The sequence below is a fragment of the Roseateles hydrophilus genome, from assembly GCF_026712245.1.
Taxonomy (GTDB): domain Bacteria; phylum Pseudomonadota; class Gammaproteobacteria; order Burkholderiales; family Burkholderiaceae_C; genus Pelomonas; species Pelomonas hydrophilus.
The window spans coordinates 207,265-224,047 of the sequence record NZ_JAPPUY010000001.1; the positions used below are offsets into that span (position 1 = coordinate 207,265).

11 protein-coding genes are annotated in these 16,783 nt (G+C 63.9%); 9 read left to right on the forward strand and 2 right to left on the reverse strand.

Annotated elements, in window-relative coordinates; translation table 11 throughout:
- Positions 1 to 5 precede the first annotated feature (5 nt).
- The 9 genes from NYO99_RS00910 (at position 6) to NYO99_RS00950 (ending at position 9,691) form a co-directional block, all read left to right on the forward strand.
- Entirely contained in the window at positions 6 to 263 is a 258-nt protein-coding gene (locus NYO99_RS00910) for a hypothetical protein (protein WP_268165221.1), read from the forward strand.
- On the forward strand, positions 260 to 1,633 hold the full coding sequence (locus NYO99_RS00915) for an O-antigen ligase family protein (RefSeq protein WP_268165222.1): 1,374 nt from the start codon (positions 260 to 262) through the stop codon (positions 1,631 to 1,633). The genes NYO99_RS00910 and NYO99_RS00915 overlap by 4 nt, the downstream gene beginning before the upstream one ends.
- A 298-nt stretch (positions 1,634 to 1,931) precedes the next feature.
- Positions 1,932 to 3,653, forward strand: a complete 1,722-nt coding sequence (locus NYO99_RS00920; RefSeq protein WP_268165223.1) for a heparinase II/III domain-containing protein — start codon at positions 1,932 to 1,934, stop codon at positions 3,651 to 3,653.
- A 72-nt stretch (positions 3,654 to 3,725) separates the two neighbouring features.
- Positions 3,726 to 4,475 carry a glycosyltransferase family 2 protein gene (locus NYO99_RS00925; RefSeq protein ID WP_268165224.1) on the forward strand — a complete coding sequence of 250 codons (750 nt, stop codon included), beginning with the start codon at positions 3,726 to 3,728 and terminating at the stop codon, positions 4,473 to 4,475.
- Positions 4,475 to 5,587 carry a glycosyltransferase gene (locus NYO99_RS00930; protein WP_268165225.1) on the forward strand — a complete coding sequence of 371 codons (1,113 nt, stop codon included), beginning with the start codon at positions 4,475 to 4,477 and terminating at the stop codon, positions 5,585 to 5,587. Before NYO99_RS00925 ends, NYO99_RS00930 begins: the two co-directional genes overlap by 1 nt.
- 79 nt (positions 5,588 to 5,666) lie before the next feature.
- Positions 5,667 to 6,878 (forward strand): glycosyltransferase family 4 protein, encoded by a 1,212-nt coding sequence (locus tag NYO99_RS00935; RefSeq protein ID WP_268165226.1) that lies wholly within the window; start codon positions 5,667 to 5,669, stop codon positions 6,876 to 6,878.
- Positions 6,868 to 7,503, forward strand: a complete 636-nt coding sequence (locus tag NYO99_RS00940; RefSeq protein WP_268165227.1) for a CatB-related O-acetyltransferase — start codon at positions 6,868 to 6,870, stop codon at positions 7,501 to 7,503. The genes NYO99_RS00935 and NYO99_RS00940 overlap by 11 nt, the downstream gene beginning before the upstream one ends.
- Positions 7,452 to 8,642 (forward strand): glycosyltransferase family 4 protein, encoded by a 1,191-nt coding sequence (locus NYO99_RS00945; protein ID WP_268165229.1) that lies wholly within the window; start codon positions 7,452 to 7,454, stop codon positions 8,640 to 8,642. Before NYO99_RS00940 ends, NYO99_RS00945 begins: the two co-directional genes overlap by 52 nt.
- Before the next feature lie 296 nt (positions 8,643 to 8,938).
- Positions 8,939 to 9,691: a WecB/TagA/CpsF family glycosyltransferase gene (locus NYO99_RS00950; protein ID WP_268165230.1), complete on the forward strand. Its 753-nt coding sequence runs from the start codon at positions 8,939 to 8,941 to the stop codon at positions 9,689 to 9,691.
- Positions 9,692 to 9,706: 15 nt separating this feature from the next.
- Here the strand turns inward: NYO99_RS00950 and NYO99_RS00955 are convergent, their stop codons facing one another.
- Positions 9,707 to 11,146: a DUF1501 domain-containing protein gene (locus tag NYO99_RS00955; protein ID WP_268165231.1), complete on the reverse strand. Its 1,440-nt coding sequence runs from the start codon at positions 11,144 to 11,146 to the stop codon at positions 9,707 to 9,709.
- Positions 11,143 to 16,719 carry a DUF1800 family protein gene (locus tag NYO99_RS00960; protein WP_268165232.1) on the reverse strand — a complete coding sequence of 1,859 codons (5,577 nt, stop codon included), beginning with the start codon at positions 16,717 to 16,719 and terminating at the stop codon, positions 11,143 to 11,145. Before NYO99_RS00960 ends, NYO99_RS00955 begins: the two co-directional genes overlap by 4 nt.
- Between the last annotated feature and the right edge of the window lie 64 nt (positions 16,720 to 16,783).

The window sequence follows — 16,783 nt, forward strand, 5'->3', positions numbered from 1 at the left end:
ACACCATGTTTGAGCAACTCCACAGGATCTGGGCCAGCTTGACGTGGCTTGGCGTCGAGTATCGGCTGGGGGATGCCCCTGCCGCCATGGTTATACGGAGCGCATGGGGTTCAATTTCTCATCCGCAGTTGCAGTTCTTGATTCCCTTGATTGCATCACTGTTTGTAATTGTGATGAAAAAGGTTTTCTCTGGTGAAAATATGCGCCGTGGTAATGCGCGAAAAATCCAGCGGGAACCTTTCCCCGAGGGTCGCCAAAAATGATCACAATCATCTTGATTGGTGTGGTCTACCTTGCGCTGATGATGGGCGCCGTGGCGCTTATCTTTGGTGGTCTTCAAATTCACCGAATCGGGCGAGAAAAAAGTCAACGTGTCTGGGTTGCCTTGCTGGTGTTGGTATATCTGGTCCCGGCTCTGAGTATTTTGGTGTCTGGTAGAAACTTGCGCGCTGCCGTTTTGCTGGAGGATCTGGCTGTATCAGCGGGGGTTGTTTCAGGCCTGGTCGCCAAGGCGGGATACTACGGTCTGCTGGTGCTATGCGTGGTGCTGATATTGAGCCGGATCCTTGATGGAAAACGCTGGGCGGCAGTCCCTCGTCATGCCCAGTGGTTGATGGTGACTATGTTTGCCTATGTGGCTGGGGCCACACTGCTGTCCGGCACGTTTGGCACGCGTCCCACCTTCACGCCATCGTATGTTGGGGCTCCAATCCTGTTCTCTGCTGCACTGTTGCTCGCGCTGGACCCGACTGTTGACGCGCTCAAGTGCTTGCGCAACGTTCTGCTGGTACTGGTTGCCGCAAGTTTGGCGACAGCAGTTGTGCTACCTACTCTCGTGCTTGAGACCTATGCCGTCGGCTTGATTCCCGGCTTTCCCTTGCGGTTCTGGGGCCTGACTCCCCACGCAAACACAATGGGGCCGCTGGCTGCGTTTGCTCTGCTGTTATTCATCAGCATACCCCTATCTGCTCGCTGGAAGCAGGCGGCTGCATTGGCCATCTGCTTCGCGGCGCTAATTTTGGCGCAATCAAAAACCACCTGGGTTGCCGCGTTTGTTGCACTGGTTGTATATTTTTCCGCCCGAAATTTAGAGACTCCACAGGATGGCTTGTTGAGGTGGGCGAAGGTGGCGCTTGCGAGTGCTGCATTTTGTTTGGCCGCAATTGTGGTCGCTGGTGGAGGGCTTGAGATGTTGGCAAGCAATGCGCAGGGGCGAGCATTCGGTGGCGGAGAATTCTCAGGGCGATCAAATATCTGGGATGTTGCCATTGGCGAGTGGAAAAGGAATCCACTTTTTGGTTATGGCCCATCGATTTGGTCGCCTGAGTATCGGGCGCGAATTGGCATGAACTTCGCATTTCATGCGCACAATCAGTTTTACCAAACACTCTCTGAAGCAGGTGTCGTTGGTGTTGCCTTGCTTGCGACGTACTTGTTGACGATTCTCCTGACGGTTTGCCGCAGCACTCCGCTGCGCCCATTAGCTTTGGCAGCGCTTTGTTTTGTGCTGATCCGGTCGTTTTCAGAGCCCACCTTTCGTGTCACTTCCGCCTTGACGGGAGATGCAATGGTTCATTTCGCATTGCTGTGCGTTGTGGCGGCCGTGGCTCGCTACAAGCCTGCTCGTGAGTAGACGGGAAGTGCCCAAAGTGCCGCATGGCCCCTTCTTTCACGCGTACCTGAATCCTTGGATCGGCGAACCGTCGATTGACCGAGGTGCGTGCATGCGCTCTACGCACACTTCATTTGCAGCGACGGCCAGTGCAGTGGTTGTCCTCGCTGCCCTCGTTGCGTGCAACCGTGCTCAGGCAACAGGTGAGGTTCCTAAGACCCTCGCAGACGTCGGTAGGGCGAGTTCGGAGCGGGCGCAACGCTTGTCCAGCCCAACGAAGGACTGGCTTCGCCGTCGCGCTCAAATCACCAGCGACTGGATGGCCCGCCAGGTGGACCGTCCCAGCTGGGTGGTCGGCTGGTTGCATGACTATGTCAACGCCGATGGTTCGCCGCGCGTCTGGCGGCCCGACAACAGGCCCAGTGATGCCGATACCTCCGAAGCAGGGCGAAAGGTTCGCGAGGGCTGGACCTTCGCCTTCCGGTCGCGGCACATCGAGGCAGTGCGTGACGCGGCCTGGCTTTACCGCGCGATGGGTGAAGAGCACTACGCCCGCTGGGCCATCAGCCAGCTCACCTTCTACGCGACGCACTATGCGCAGTGGCCGCTGCAGCGGCGGCTGGGGCTGTCTCGGCTGATGGGGCAGAACCTGGATGAAGCCACGGTGATCATCCAACTCGCCCAGGCGGCGCGTGCAGTTCGTCCGTTGGTGTCGGCTCAGGAGTGGGCGCTTTGGCGCGACAGCCTGTTCGTCCCGGTGGCCGATACGTTGCGCAGCAGCGTGACTGGGCTGAGCAACATTTCCGTGTGGCAACGGTCAGCGTTGGGTGTGGTGGCGCTGCTGCTGGATGACACCGGCATGTGGCGAGATGCCGTTGACGGCCCGACGGGGTTCAAGGCACTGATTGAGCAGGGTTTGACGCGCGACGGCATCTGGTACGAGGGCTCGTTTGGTTATAACGCCTATTTGGTTCGTGCCGCACTGCCCGTGCTGCAGGCGGCGGCTGAGGCTGGTCGCGGTGCAGAGTTGGCCGCAGCGGCCCAGCGGCTGCGCCTGGCGCTGACGGTGCCGCTGGCGCTGCGCTTTGACGACAACAGCCTGCCCAACCCGGGAGACAGCACCAGCCGCATCAGGGTGCCTGACCTGCCGTTGCTGGCTGAGGCGCGCACGGTGCTACCCACGCCGTGGAGCGAGGCTGCTGCCCTGCGCCACCCCGGGTGGGCAGATGTGTGGTCGCCCCCCTCGGCAAACGACGGCACACTGCCTCCGCTGCCAGCCGTGCAAAGCATGGCATTGCCCGATATGAGCATGGCCGTGCTCAAGGGCAGCCCGCCCGGCTGGCAGGTGTTCGCCCACTGGGGCCAGCGCACACAGCACCACGCGCAGCGTGAGGCCTTGAACCTGGAGATGTATTGGCGTGGTCAGCCGGTGTCGCGCGACCCAGGCACTGTGTACTACGGATCACCCTTGCACAACGGCTACTTCACGCAGCCGGCAGCCCACAACGTGCCCTTCGTGAATGACAAGGGCCAGCAAGGCTGGGCGCCCGGAGAACTGCTGGACTTCGATGCCGCGACTTCGAGCCTGTCCGTACTGCAGCCCCGCTACAACGCCGATGCGGGCGTGGACCGGGTCACGTCACTGAGCGATGGCCGCTTGCGCGACAGTGTGAAGTTCCGAGTTCGTACGGGTGTCCGACCACCCAGTTCGATGGGCCTGGCCTGGCATTTCGATTGCCGAATGACGATCGACGACGGCTTGGCACCGCGACCGACCGGCACGCTTCCGCCAGGCGAGGGGTTCCAGCACTGGACGGACGTTCGTGCCTTTGCGGCCAACGCGTCTTTGACCATGACGCTGCATTGCCCTGGCGGAGCGCTGCGCCTGCGGGTTGCTGCGCCCGGTCCCCTTGAAGTGTTCAAGGCCCGAGCGCCAAGCTTGCCGGCCGGTACGTTTCGGGATGCCGTCTACCTGCGTGCTCCTTTTGCCACCAGCGGATTTGAGAGTGTGTTTGCGCCCCTTGTGGAGGCCGCTCCCTGATACAGGCCTGATTGCCGCAGGGTTGGCCCACATCTCGCTTCAGGCTCTTCCGTCCGTTCACCCGCTTCAGCCATGCTCAAATTTTCCATCGTCACCTGCACCTGGAACAGCGCAGACCTTCTCTGGCAGACCTTGAAGTCGGTCAAGGCGCAGACCTACACCCATTACGAAATGGTGTTTGTCGATGGCGGGTCGACCGACAAGACCTTGCAAATGATTGCGGACTTCCCCGGCGAGAAGGTCTTGCTGGAGAACGTGAAGGGTGGCATCGCGGCCGCCATGAATGCAGGCACGAAGGCAGCCACCGGCGACGTGGTCATGCATCTGCATTCCGACGACTACCTGCTGCACGACCAAGTGCTGGCGCGTGTGGCGGCCTACTTCGAACAGCATCAGTGTGAATGGCTGTTCGGGCGCATCCTGAATGACCGAGACGGTGGTCTGTTTCCGGAGACCTACATTCCTCCCGCCTACAGCTACCGGGCCCTGTTGCGATCCAACATCGTCCCCCACGCAGCCACTTTCGTGAAACGCAGCCTCTACGAGAAGGCAGGCGGTTTCAGCCCGGAATTGAAGTTGGCGATGGACTACGAGATGTGGTTGCGCATCGGTCGCCTGGCCACGCCTCACCAGTTGCGGGAAGCGCTCTCCGTTTTCAGGCGCCACGAGGGCAGCGCCACCCAGAAGAACCGGTTGGCCTCTTTCGAGGAAGACCACCGGGTGCGGATGAAGTACGCAGATACCGGTCTCGTGGATCGTGCAGCCCACCAGCTGCGCTACCTGGTGCGCAAGAACCGGTTGATGAAACAGTTGCGGGGTTGATGGCCGTGACCGCATCTGTCTTGGTGATCTCTCACGGTTTTCAGCCCAACTACGAGAAAGCCTTCGCCAATGGGCTGGCCGCGCACGATGTGCGACCGACGTTGATTGCGTCGGATCGGACGCTGGTGAAAGAGCTCTCGCCAGCGGTGGAGGTGCTGAACATTCGGGGCAGCCAGGACCCAAGGCGTTCGCGCCTGCAAAAGGCCACCAACCTGCTCCGCTACGGTGCGCGGCTGCTGGCATTGGTGGCAAGCCGTCGCCACGATGTCGTCCACCTCACCGGTACGTTCCTGACGAGCAGCGTGTTGGCCGGGCTGCTGGAGTGGTGTCTCTACTGGGCGCTGGCGCGTCGCTTTGTGATGACCGTTCACAACATACTGCCCCATGGCCGGCATGGCAAAGGGTTGCGGCTGCTGTACCGGTTGGTGTATCGGTTGCCCCAAGTCCTCGTGGTGCATACGCACAAGATGCGGTCTGACTTGGAGCACCAGTTCGGCATCGCACCTGGGCGCATCGTGGTGATGGCGCACGGTGTGGATGAGGTGCCTACTGATTGGGCTGCGCCTTTGCCCGCAGACCACCTGCGGGTTTTGATTTTTGGCGGTCTCAATCACTACAAGGGGGTTGATCAGTTTCTCCGGGCCGCGTCGCTGGTGGCGCGGCCGATGGTGATCACCATCGCTGGGGAGGCACGTGACGCCAGCCACGCCGAACTGGTGTCGACGCTCATCAGCACCGTGCCAGAGCGCCATCGCGTGGACTGGCGGCGCGGGTTCATTGCAGAAGACAAGGTTCAACAACTCTTCGAGGCGAACGACGTGGTGGTGCTCCCTTATCGGCACATTGACCAGAGTGGCGTTCTGTTCACCGCCTTCCGGTTTGGCGCACCGCTGATCGTGACGGACGTTGGCTCATTCAGGGAGAGCCTGCCGAGTTTTGCCGGCGTGGTGGCTCGTTCGGCCGACCCTGCCGACCTGGCCGACGGCGTGAACGACTTCATCGGACGCCAGCCGGCCTTTGACCGGCGCCGCATACGTGCCCACGCGCAGTCGCTCTGCTGGCCGAACACCGTTACCCCCTTGCTGGCCGTCTACGCAGGCACCGGCGCATGAAGCCGGATGCAACGTTGCCAGCCTTTCAACATTGGCCTGATCGCGCACGCCCATCTCATCACCGGTTATGAAAATTCTCGTGTCTGCCTTCGCCTTTGCACCCAACCAGGGCAGTGAGCCCGGCGTGGGGTGGCGCTGGGCTGTGGAGTTGGCAAAGCAGCACCAGGTGGTGGTGGTCACCGATGTGACGAGGCAGCACCTGGTCGAGGCAGCCGGTGTGGAGTTGCCCCCCAATCTGCAAGTGGTCTACTTCCGGCCAAAGTGGCTTGCGAATGTCCCGCTGAATTCGCGCACTGCGCAGCTGCTCTACACGCTGTGGCAGTTTGGACTGCTCGGTTTTGCGAAACGCCTTCACGCCCACCATCACTTCGATCTGGCCATGCATGTCACGTACAGCGTGTTTCGGCACCCGTCGTTTCTGGGTTACCTGGGCATTCCGTTCATCTTCGGCCCAGTGGGTGGAGGCGAGGACGCCCCCTGGAGATTGAAGCGGTCAATCAAGGGGCGAGAAAAGCTGAAGGAGATGCTGCGCACCATGATCAACGCGGTCGCAAGCATCGACCCCATGCTCTGGGTCGCCTACGCCAAGGCCACGCTCATCCTCGTGTCAACACAGGACACCAAGACAGCTCTGCCATTTCCGTTTCGGCAGCGAGCAATCGTCTATCCCAACCTCGGCATGGACGCGCCGCTGTCAAACGAGGTCAGGCGCCGCGAGACGAATGAGCCTTTGCGGGTGCTTTTCGTTGGCCGTCTGCTGGGCTGGAAAGGCGCGCACCTGGCCATCAGGGCTTTCGCCCGCGCGCGCGAAGAGGGGCTGGACGTTGAGTTCACCCTGGTAGGCCGTGGCCCGTTCGGCGCCACGCTTCATCTACTTGCTAACCAACTCGGTGTCGAAAAACAAGTCCATTGGATTGAAGACGTTCCACACAAGGACATGTCCACCTTGATGCAACAGCACCACTGCTTTTTGTTCCCGAGCTTGCACGACTCGGGAGGGACCGTCGTGCTCGAAGCGCAAGCCAACGGACTACCAGTCGTTTGTCTGGACTTGGGTGGTCCAGCCGCGCTCGTCACATCTGCCTCTGCCCTGGTTATCAAGACCGATGAGCTTACCGAAACGGAGGTCGTGGAGGCTCTCCGCGACGCACTTGTCACGCTTTGCAATGACGAACCTCGTCGCAGAGCTATGGGCATGTCCGCAGTACTGCACATCAAGCAAAACATGAGTTGGGAAAGCAGAGTGGCAGGGGCGCTCGGCTTTCTGAAGGAGTCGGCATATGTCCGTTAAGGCATCCCTGTTAGCCTGGGGGCGGCGCATGCAAACCCGGCTCATCCTGCGTCGAGCCGGTCGAAACCTGAGCTGTGGGATCGACCCCCACGTGGGCGCCCGCACACGTCTTTGGGCCCCTTCACACCTAGTGATTGGCGACCACGTCTACATCGGCAAAGACGTCCACATTGAGGCGAACTGCCGGATTGGCAACTTCTGCCTGATAGCCAACCGGGTCGCCATCGTTGGGCGGCACGACCATGACTTCTCCGCCGTGGGCTTCCCGGTGCGTTATGCCCCATGGGTGGCGAGTGAACGTTTTCCGAGCCCGCACAAGGAAGAGGAGGCCTGCATCGAAGACGACGTGTGGCTGGGCTACGGTTCTATCGTCTTGACGGGTGTCACGATCAGTCGGGGCTCCATCGTGGCGGCGGGCAGCGTGGTGACGAAGTCGGTTCCGCCTTACTCCATCGTCGGCGGCGTGCCGGCAAAAGTGATTGGCCAGCGTTTTGCTTCTGCCCAAGTCATAGAAGAACACGAGTCTGCCGTTCGTAGGGGGCGTTTCTCCTTGTCGGAAGAAGGCTATGACAAATGCGTCATCAGTCCCGCTCTAGAAGGCACAAGATCCAAGGAAAACAAGTGAAAAAGGTTGTGATTTGCCAGCATCGGTTGATGCACTATCGAACTGGCTTGTTTAACCAGCTAAGGCACGCCTGCAGCGAACGCCAGATCGAACTGCAACTGGTGCACGGCCAGGCCACGCGGCGAGAGCAGGTTAAACGGGATGAAGGTACGCTTTCTTGGGCGCACAGTGTCGTCAACAAGGTTTGGGAGGTTGGTGCGCGCGATTGGATTTGGCAACCGTTTCCAGCCGCACTCAAGGACGCGGATTTGGTGGTGGTGATGCAGGAGAACCGCATCCTGTCCAACTACCCTTTGTTGCTGGCCCGGTTGTGGTCGGGGCGCCGCATCGGCTATTGGGGGCACGGTGTCAATTTTCAGAGTGATGCACCCGCTGGCTGGCGCGAAAGATGGAAGCGCTTCCTGCTCAATCGTGTGGACTGGTGGTTTGCGTACACCGCCATGACGGTGGACATCCTCAAGCAGTCCGGTTACCCGGCGGATCGCATCACGCAATTGGACAACGCGATTGACAACCACGCGTTTGAACGCGATCTGGCGAGCGTCTCCGACGAGCAGTTGGCCGCATTGCGTATTGAGATTGATGCCCCGGGCGGCGCGCCTATCGGTTTGTTCTGCGGCTCGCTGTACCCGGACAAGCGGCTGGACTACATGATTGAGGCGGCGGACCGCATCCATGCCGAGTTGCCCGCGTTCCGGTTGGTGGTTGTTGGGGACGGCCCCAGTGCGGCCACCATTCGTCAGGCCATGGAATCCCGGCCATGGCTGAAGTGGCAGGGTGTGCGCAAGGGCGTGGAGAAAGCTGCTTGGTTCAAGCTCGCAGATGTGGTGATCAACCCTGGACTGGTGGGGCTTCACATCCTGGACTCGTTTTGCTCAGGCACGCCCATGGTCACCACCGCAGAATCGCGGCACAGCCCGGAAATTGCCTACCTCAAGGATGGTGTCAATGGGCTTGTGGTGCGGGGAGGTGCTGACCGCTACGCCGACGCCGTGGTCGCACTGTTCAAGGATCGGGCGCGGCTGGAAGCCATCAAGCAGGCGGCGTTGACCGATGCCCGCCACTACACGCTGGAGCATATGGTTGAACAGTTTGCGGACGGTATCGCGCGTTGCGTGGATTTGCCCAAGAAAGCTTGAAAGCGGGGCGCTCTCCCGCGCGAGTGTTCATTGGTGTAGAAGCCAGATCGCCCTCGGCGATGTGCGTTTCAGCGGCCGGCGCCACATGAGGTGCGACAGGCGCCACCGCATGCCACTGCTGGAGCGCAAGCGCGTATGGCGGCGCCGAGGCCTTCTGTTGGCTGGTCTTCCGGCGCCACTGACGGCGGCAGGGGGCGTTGCCAGCGCCGTCATCGGTGCCGATTACGATGGCGGCTCACTGTTTGGCGACCCGCTTCTGCCTCGCTTGCGCCAAGCTTCTGGAACTGGCTGTACACATGATTGAAATGCGTCGTCGAATCCCTGTTCTGGGCCAACCTTTTGATCCATTGACATGGCCTGAGGCGCTGAATCGCATCGAGGCCTGGGCGGGAGCGAGGGAAAGCCGCTACGTCTGTATCAGCAATGCTCACTCGGCGGTGACGGGCAGTCAGGATGCTGACTTCGCCGCCGTGCTGCAGGGGGCGGACATGGTGACGCCGGACGGAGCACCCGTGGCCTGGATGATGCGGCGCCTGGGGGTGCCCAATCAGCAGCGGATCAATGGGCCTGACCTGATGTGGCGCTACTGTGAGCGTGCCGCCTCGACGGGGCAGTCCATTTATCTGTACGGTGGTACGGACCGAACGCTGGAGTTGCTGCAGCAGCGGCTGCGGGCGACCTGGCCTGCGCTGAAGATTGCTGGGGCGGTGTCGCCGCCGTTTCGTGCATTGACTGCCGAGGAGCGTGCGGCGCACGTGGCGGCCATCAATGCGTCGGGCGCGGGCACCGTCTGGGTGAGCCTGGGGTGCCCCAAGCAGGAGCGCTGGATGGCCGAGCACCGCGGGCAGGTGCAGGCCGTGATGATTGGTGTGGGCGCTGCGTTTGACTATCACGCCGGCACCATTCAACGCGCCCCGCTGTGGATGCAGCGCTCGGGCCTGGAGTGGCTGCACCGCCTCGTGAGTGAGCCGCGCCGGCTGTGGCGGCGCTATCTGGTCACCAACAGCCTTTTCATCTGGGGCGCCGCGCGCCAGTTGCTGCGGCGCTGAAAGCGGCGGGCGGGCTCAGGCGTTCAGGAATGCCGGGCCACCCGAAAAGTTGGTGAGCGTTGGCAAGACCTGCAACTGCTCAGAAGCGGTGAGGCCCATCCAGGCGGCAAGTGAGCCTGCCATCTGGCTCACCGAGGTGGTGGGCAGCAGCCGGCCAGAGCCCACGTCGTTCGCACCACCGAGCGCTGTGCTTGGGAACTGCCCATACATGGCCCTGCCGCGCACCGCACCGCCCGCAACGAAGTGATGGCTGCCCCAGCCATGGTCGCTGCCGTCGCCGTTGCTCAGCAGCGTGCGGCCGAAGTCTGATGCGGTGAACAGCGTGACGTTGTTCTGAAGCCCCAAGGCGTTGAGTGCTGCCATGAAGTAGCTGATGGACTGCGCCACTTGGGCCATCTGCGCGGGTTGGTCGCGCATCTGGTTGTTGTGCGTGTCGAAGCCACCCATCTGCACCATGAACACTTGGCGGCGCATGCCCAGTGCCTGGTTGGCTGCCATGATCTGCAGCACCATGCGCAGTTGGCGGGCGAGGCCGAGCTTGTCCAGGGTTGTGTTGGCCGCATTCACCTGGGCGATGGCCGTACTGGGGATGGCGGGCACGTTCACGCCTGCCAATGCAGCTTGCAGCGTGGTGTTGGCGCTGAGGCCGCGTTGCATCACGCGGGCGTACTCCGATTGCAGGCGGTCGTTGGCGGTGGCGGCGTAACTGCGCTGCAGGGCGGTGCTGGCGCTCGTGGAGCCGAACAAGCGAGCTGACCCCATCGCGTTGGCGACGACAGGCCCTTCAGTGCCCACCTGGTATTGGCTGACGCTGCTTCCCGACAGAAACACGGCGTTGCCACTGGCTGATACCGCCGTGAACACGGGCTGGGCGTTGGCGGCCATGAGGATGTCGCCCATGCGGCCGCCCCAACCAGACGTTGCCCCCTCTGGGGCCAGGCTTTGCCAGGTGGAGGCTTGGTCGTTGTGCGAGTAAAGCTTGGCTGGCACGCCGAGGCCGGCCAGGTAGTCGGCTTTGGTGATGGGGCGTACCAGTGGGCCGACGTTGGCCACGATGGCCGCCTGGCCGGCTTCGTACAGCTCGCGTAGCGGCGCCAGCTCGGCGGGCATGCCGAAGGCACGGCCTGCGGCCTGGCCGGTGGTGGTGATGGCTTGCAGGCGGTCTGCGCGCCAGGCCAGCTCGCGCCGGGCGGCGGCGTACTCGGCGTAGCCCGTGGTGTCGATGGGTACCACCCAGTTGTGGCTGTCGCTGCCGCCGTTCATGAACAGGCACACCAGGGCCTTGTAGCCGGTGGTGGTGGCGGCCTGGCTGTTCTGGCTGGCCATTGCCGCCAGGCCGGCCAGGCTGGTGGCCAGCGGCAGGCCGTGGTGCGGAATGGCCGCGCTGGCGGCCAGGCCGCTCACAGCCCGCAGGAAACTGCGGCGTGACGCGCCGGTGGGGGAGGGGCTTGTCATCGTTGCACCATGTATTCGGGTGAGGCCAGCGCCAGGAAGACGGCGACACGGGCGCGGTTGATGTGAGCGTCGGCGCTGATGCCGCTGACGTTGAGCATGGCGTCCATCAAGTCCTGCCGCAGCGTGCTGCTCATGCTGCCGGCGTACAGCAGCAGGTCCAGGCGGCTCACCACTGCAGCCAGTTGCCCGGCAGCAATCAGGTCTGCCAGTTGCTGAAGTTGGGCAGTGACATCGGTGCCGGCAGCCGTCCACCCCAACCCGCCGCCGGCCATGCGCTCGGCCAGGTTGATCCATTGGGCCGTGGTGCTTTCGCTGACGATTTGCATCATGGGCACGGTGATGCGCTCGGCCGAGAACACCGTGTTGGGCGGCACATAGCCTGGCCGGAAGTAGCCGAACACCGAGTTGGCGTAGAGCGGGCGTTGCCCCAGCGGCTCCAGCTCACTGCCAATGGCGTATTGCCCGGTGGCAGACACGGCCTGCAGGCTGCGCATCCAGTGCGCCACGCGGGCCACCGGTTCGCGCAGCTTGCCGATGCTGCTGGCTGGCGGGTTTGTGGCTTCGCTGTCCAGCAAGATGGCACGGGCCACCGCTCCCAGGTCACCTCTCACACCCTTGCCATTGTTGTTGAAGATCGCGGCCACCCGTGCTACGTAGGCCGGGCTGGGGTGGCTACTGACGAGGTGCTGAATCAGCTGCCGGCTGATGAAAGGGCCGACGTTGGGATGGTTGAACAGCGCATCCAGCGCGAGCTTCAGGTCGGCCTGTGCGCTGTTACCCGCCGGCAGCGTAATGCTCTGTGCCTTGCCGCTGAACAGGCGCTTTTCGCTGGTGGAGTGCAGGCCGGGGTAGGCCTTCATCGGCAGGATGTCGATGCGCTGGTCTGCTGCTGCGCTGAGGTCGGGGCTGCGATAGCGGAAGGTTTGCTCTGTGAGTTGGTTATCGGGGAAAGCCCAGCTCCAACCGGTGAACACTTTCGCCAAGGCCAACACATCGTTGTTGTTGTAGGTCTCAATAGGCTGGCCATTGCCGTCAAGCCGTGCGCTGCCGTCGGTGTTCAGCTCATGCAGCCCGATGGTGAACAACTGCATCACTTCGCGTGCGAAGTTCTCGTCGGGCGTGCGGCCTGTAGCCACGTCTTCCGGACGATTGCGCATGTGCGAGAGGTAGAGGCCCATGGCCGGGCTGAGGGCGATCTGCTCCAACAAGTCGCGGTAGTTGCCCAGCGCATGACGGTTCAGCGTGTCAACGTATTGCGCGTAGGCACGGGCGTGGTGGTAGAGGTTGGAGTCAGCCTGCGACACGATGAAGATCTGGTGCAGCGCAAAGCCCATGCGGCGGCGCAATTGATCGGGGCTGGTGGCGGCAGATTCCCAGAAGCGCTGCCCCACCCAATTGGGGCTGTAGCTCGTGCCCCCTGGGCGGTAAGCGTCGCCCAGGTCATAGCGCAACTGCACGGCAGCCACCATCTCAGGTACGAACGGCATGGCGAGTTGTTGATCAATCCACGCCGCGTGACCGAGTTGCACAACTTTCTCTACATCGGCCAGCGTCGGGCCAAAGCTGGCTCGCTGCAGCAGGCGCGCGGCCGCATGCTGTGCCGCAGTGGGTGAGGGCGTGGTGCCTGGGACAGTGAAGCGCAATGCGCCGTTCGAATGTACGACGCTGTCACCTGCGGTGGTGCCAGCGCCGTCCACGGCAGCGTCGCCCACGCCAGCGTCGAAGACGACACCGTTCGCGAATGGTGCCAGCACACCACTGTTCACTTGGACGTAGTGCACGTACAGGTTGCGGTCTGCCCCGTTGATGACGGCGTCATTGGTGAACAGGACGTCGATGCGGCTGCCTGTCGTGATCTTGGGCACAGCGAAGCGGTAGTCGGCAAGTGTGCTGCTGGTGACCTCCACGCTGCCGACGATCACCCCGTCCACGCGCAGCTGCATGATGGCGCCTACACCGCCCGCAACGCTGGCGGAGGCGCGAACGGTCAGGGTATCGATAAGGTTGACCGAAGGCCAGGTGCCCGTGAGGACACCGGCGGTGTAGCTGGCGCCGGGGGAGGTTGGCGTGAGGAAGGTGGAGCCGGCGATGAGGTAGGCGACGTTGAGCTGGCGGGTGACGCCGTCCACGGTGCCGGGGTTGGCGAAGGTGACGGCCACCTGGCTACCCGGCTGCAAGGGCGGGGTGGGCATGAGGTAGTCGGCCGGGGTGGTGCTGTTGACCTGGGCAGCGCTGATGGCGACGCCATCCACCCACAGCGTCATCAGCGCACCCACGCCACCTGCAGGCACGGCGCTGGCGCGCACGGTGACGGTGCTGGTGATGTTGGGTGCAGGCCAGGTGGAGCGCAGCGCGCCGCCCCAGCCCATGTCGCCTCTGGGGGCGACCACATCGACACCGTCGAAGGCGGCAGCCGCCGAACCGCGGTCATACGTGGTGCCGGGTGTTGTGGGCCGCCAGACGGTGTTGGCCGTGGTGGCGTAGGCGACGTAGAGGTTGCGGTCGGCGCCGTCAATGAGTGCGTCGTTGGTGAAGGCGATATCGAGCTTGCGGCCAGGCGTCATGGGTGGCACGGCGAAGCGGAAGTCGGCGTGCTCGGTGGACTTGACCTCGACAGTGCCCACGACGATGCCGTCGACCAGCACCTGCATCACAGGTCCGACACCACCGGCCAGCGAGGCGCGAGCCCGGATGAGCAGGCTGTCGGTGAGATTGGGCTCAGGCCAGGCGGCGTCCAGCGTGTTGTTGGTTGCCAGCAGCACGGTCTTGCCGGCCATGGCGTAGGCCAGTTGCAGCTCACGGCCCACCGTGGGGTTGGTGTGGATGAGCTGCACGCGTTGGCCGGGCCTCAAGGGCAGCGAGGGGAGGGTGATGTCAGCCAGGGTGGTGGAGCGCAGCTCCACGGTGCCGATGACGACACCGTCCACCAGCACCTGCACGATGGGGCCGACGTTGCCCACCAGGCGTGCACTGGCGCGCAGCGTCAGCGAGTCGGTCATGTTGGTGGCGGGCCACTTGCCGCGCAGTGCACCGTTGGCGGTGAGCAGGGGCTGCGTGGTGGGGGCCGCGTTGACACCGTCATACGCCGCCAGGCCAAGGCCGGCATCCAGCGTCATGCCGGCGCTGGGCTGCAGCACGGTGTTGCCGGCCTTGAGGTAGTGCACGCGCAAACTGCGCGCCGTGCCGTCCACGGTGCCTGCATTGGCAAAGGCGACATCAACGCGGCTGTCCGCGGCCAGGGGCGGGGCGGCAAACACAAAGTCGGCAGGCTCAGTGGACGTGACCTCAGCGGAGCCGACGGCGATGCCGTCGACGCGCACGATCATTTGGGCACCAACGCCGCCGGCCGCAGTGGCGCTGGCGCGCACGGTGAGGCGGTCGGTGAGATTGGCGGCCGGCCAGGCCAGGCGCAGGGCGCCGGAGGAATGGACCAAGGTGCGGGCCGCCTCGACGTTCTGGCCGTCGAAGGCGGCCGCGCCATTGCCGATGTCGTAGCGGACGATGGCCTGGGTGGGCAGCACAGCGGTGTCGGCCGTGCTGATCTGCTGCACGTGCAGATTGCGATCCACACCGTTGATGACGGCGTCGTTGGTGAAGACCACATCGACCAGGCTGCCGGGCTTGAGGGCGGGGACGGCCAGGCGGTAGTCCGTGGGGTGAGTGGCGCGCACCTCGACGGTGTCGGTGAGCACACCGTCCACGCGCACGGACATCAGCGCGCCCACATCGCCGGCCAGGTTGGCGTGGGCGCGGACGGTGAGCGCCCCGTTCACATTGACCGAAGGCCAGGTGCCCGTGAGGACACCGGCGGTGTAGCTGGCGCCGGGGGAGGTTGGCGTGAGGAAGGTGGAGCCGGCGATGAGGTAGGCGATGTTGAGTTGGCGGGTGACGCCGTCCACGGTGCCGGGGTTGGCGAAGGTGACAGCCACCTGGCTACCCGGCTGCAAGGGCGGGGTGGGCATGAGGTAGTCGGCCGGGGTGGTGCTGTTGACCTGGGCAGCGCTGATGGCGACGCCATCCACCCACAGCGTCATCAGTGCACCCACGCCACCTGCAGGCACGGCGCTGGCGCGCACGGTGACGGTGCTGGTGATGTTGGGTGCAGGCCAGGTGGAGCGCAGCGCACCGCCCCAGCCCATGTCGCCTCTGGGGGCGACCACATCGACACCGTCGAAGGCGGCAGCCGCCGAACCGCGGTCATACGTGGTGCCGGGTGTTGTGGGCCGCCAGACGGTGTTGGCCGTGGTGGCGTAGGCGACGTAGAGGTTGCGGTCGGCGCCGTCAATGAGTGCGTCGTTGGTGAAGGCGATATCGAGCTTGCGGCCAGGCGTCATGGGTGGCACGGCGAAGCGGAAGTCGGCGTGCTCGGTGGACTTGACCTCGACAGTGCCCACGACGATGCCGTCGACCAGCACCTGCATCACAGGTCCGACACCACCGGCCAGCGAGGCGCGAGCCCGGATGAGCAGGCTGTCGGTGAGATTGGGCTCAGGCCAGGCGGCGTCCAGCGTGTTGTTGGTTGCCAGCAGCACGGTCTTGCCGGCCATGGCGTAGGCCAGTTGCAGCTCACGGCCCACCGTGGGGTTGGTGTGGATGAGCTGCACGCGTTGGCCGGGCCTCAAGGGCAGCGAGGGGAGGGTGATGTCAGCCAGGGTGGTGGAGCGCAGCTCCACGGTGCCGATGACGACACCGTCCACCAGCACCTGCACGATGGGGCCGACGTTGCCCACCAGGCGTGCACTGGCGCGCAGCGTCAGCGAGTCGGTCATGTTGGTGGCGGGCCACTTGCCGCGCAGTGCACCGTTGGCGGTGAGCAGGGGCTGCGTGGTGGGGGCCGCGTTGACACCGTCATACGCCGCCAGGCCAAGGCCGGCATCCAGCGTCATGCCGGCGCTGGGCTGCAGCACGGTGTTGCCGGCCTTGAGGTAGTGCACGCGCAAACTGCGCGCCGTGCCGTCCACGGTGCCTGCATTGGCAAAGGCGACATCAACGCGGCTGTCCGCGGCCAGGGGCGGGGCGGCAAACACAAAGTCGGCAGGCTCAGTGGACGTGACCTCAGCGGAGCCGACGGCGATGCCGTCGACGCGCACGATCATTTGGGCACCAACGCCGCCGGCCGCAGTGGCGCTGGCGCGCACGGTGAGGCGGTCGGTGAGATTGGCGGCCGGCCAGGCCAGGCGCAGGGCGCCGGAGGAATGGACCAAGGTGCGGGCCGCCTCGACGTTCTGGCCGTCGAAGGCGGCCGCGCCATTGCCGATGTCGTAGCGGACGATGGCCTGGGTGGGCAGCACAGCGGTGTCGGCCGTGCTGATCTGCTGCACGTGCAGATTGCGATCCACACCGTTGATGACGGCGTCGTTGGTGAAGACCACATCGACCAGGCTGCCGGGCTTGAGGGCGGGGACGGCCAGGCGGTAGTCGGTGGGGTGAGTGGCGCGCACCTCGACGGTGTCGGTGAGCACACCGTCCACGCGCACGGACATCAGCGCGCCCACATCGCCGGCCAGGTTGGCGTAGGCGCGGATGGTGAGCGATGGTGTGGCACTTTCCCCGGTGGTCGTGACTGCCTGCATGACCCGGCGCGCCGGCACTTCTGCCGATGCGGCGCGCGTGGGCTCAGTTGCTGGGCCTCCGCCG

Excerpts from the sequence above, each read along its gene's own strand:
- NYO99_RS00910 (WP_268165221.1), top strand. The coding sequence starts at position 6 with ATGTTTGAGCAACTCCACAGGATCTGGGCCAGCTTGACGTGGCTTGGC.
- NYO99_RS00915 (WP_268165222.1), top strand. The coding sequence starts at position 260 with ATGATCACAATCATCTTGATTGGTGTGGTCTACCTTGCGCTGATGATG.
- NYO99_RS00920 (WP_268165223.1), top strand. The coding sequence starts at position 1,932 with ATGGCCCGCCAGGTGGACCGTCCCAGCTGGGTGGTCGGCTGGTTGCAT.
- NYO99_RS00925 (WP_268165224.1), top strand. The coding sequence starts at position 3,726 with ATGCTCAAATTTTCCATCGTCACCTGCACCTGGAACAGCGCAGACCTT.
- NYO99_RS00930 (WP_268165225.1), top strand. The coding sequence starts at position 4,475 with ATGGCCGTGACCGCATCTGTCTTGGTGATCTCTCACGGTTTTCAGCCC.
- NYO99_RS00940 (WP_268165227.1), top strand. The coding sequence starts at position 6,868 with ATGTCCGTTAAGGCATCCCTGTTAGCCTGGGGGCGGCGCATGCAAACC.
- NYO99_RS00945 (WP_268165229.1), top strand. The coding sequence starts at position 7,452 with ATGCGTCATCAGTCCCGCTCTAGAAGGCACAAGATCCAAGGAAAACAA.
- NYO99_RS00950 (WP_268165230.1), top strand. The coding sequence starts at position 8,939 with ATGATTGAAATGCGTCGTCGAATCCCTGTTCTGGGCCAACCTTTTGAT.
- NYO99_RS00955 (WP_268165231.1), bottom strand. The coding sequence starts at position 11,146 with ATGACAAGCCCCTCCCCCACCGGCGCGTCACGCCGCAGTTTCCTGCGG.
- NYO99_RS00960 (WP_268165232.1), bottom strand. The coding sequence starts at position 16,719 with ATGCAGGCAGTCACGACCACCGGGGAAAGTGCCACACCATCGCTCACC.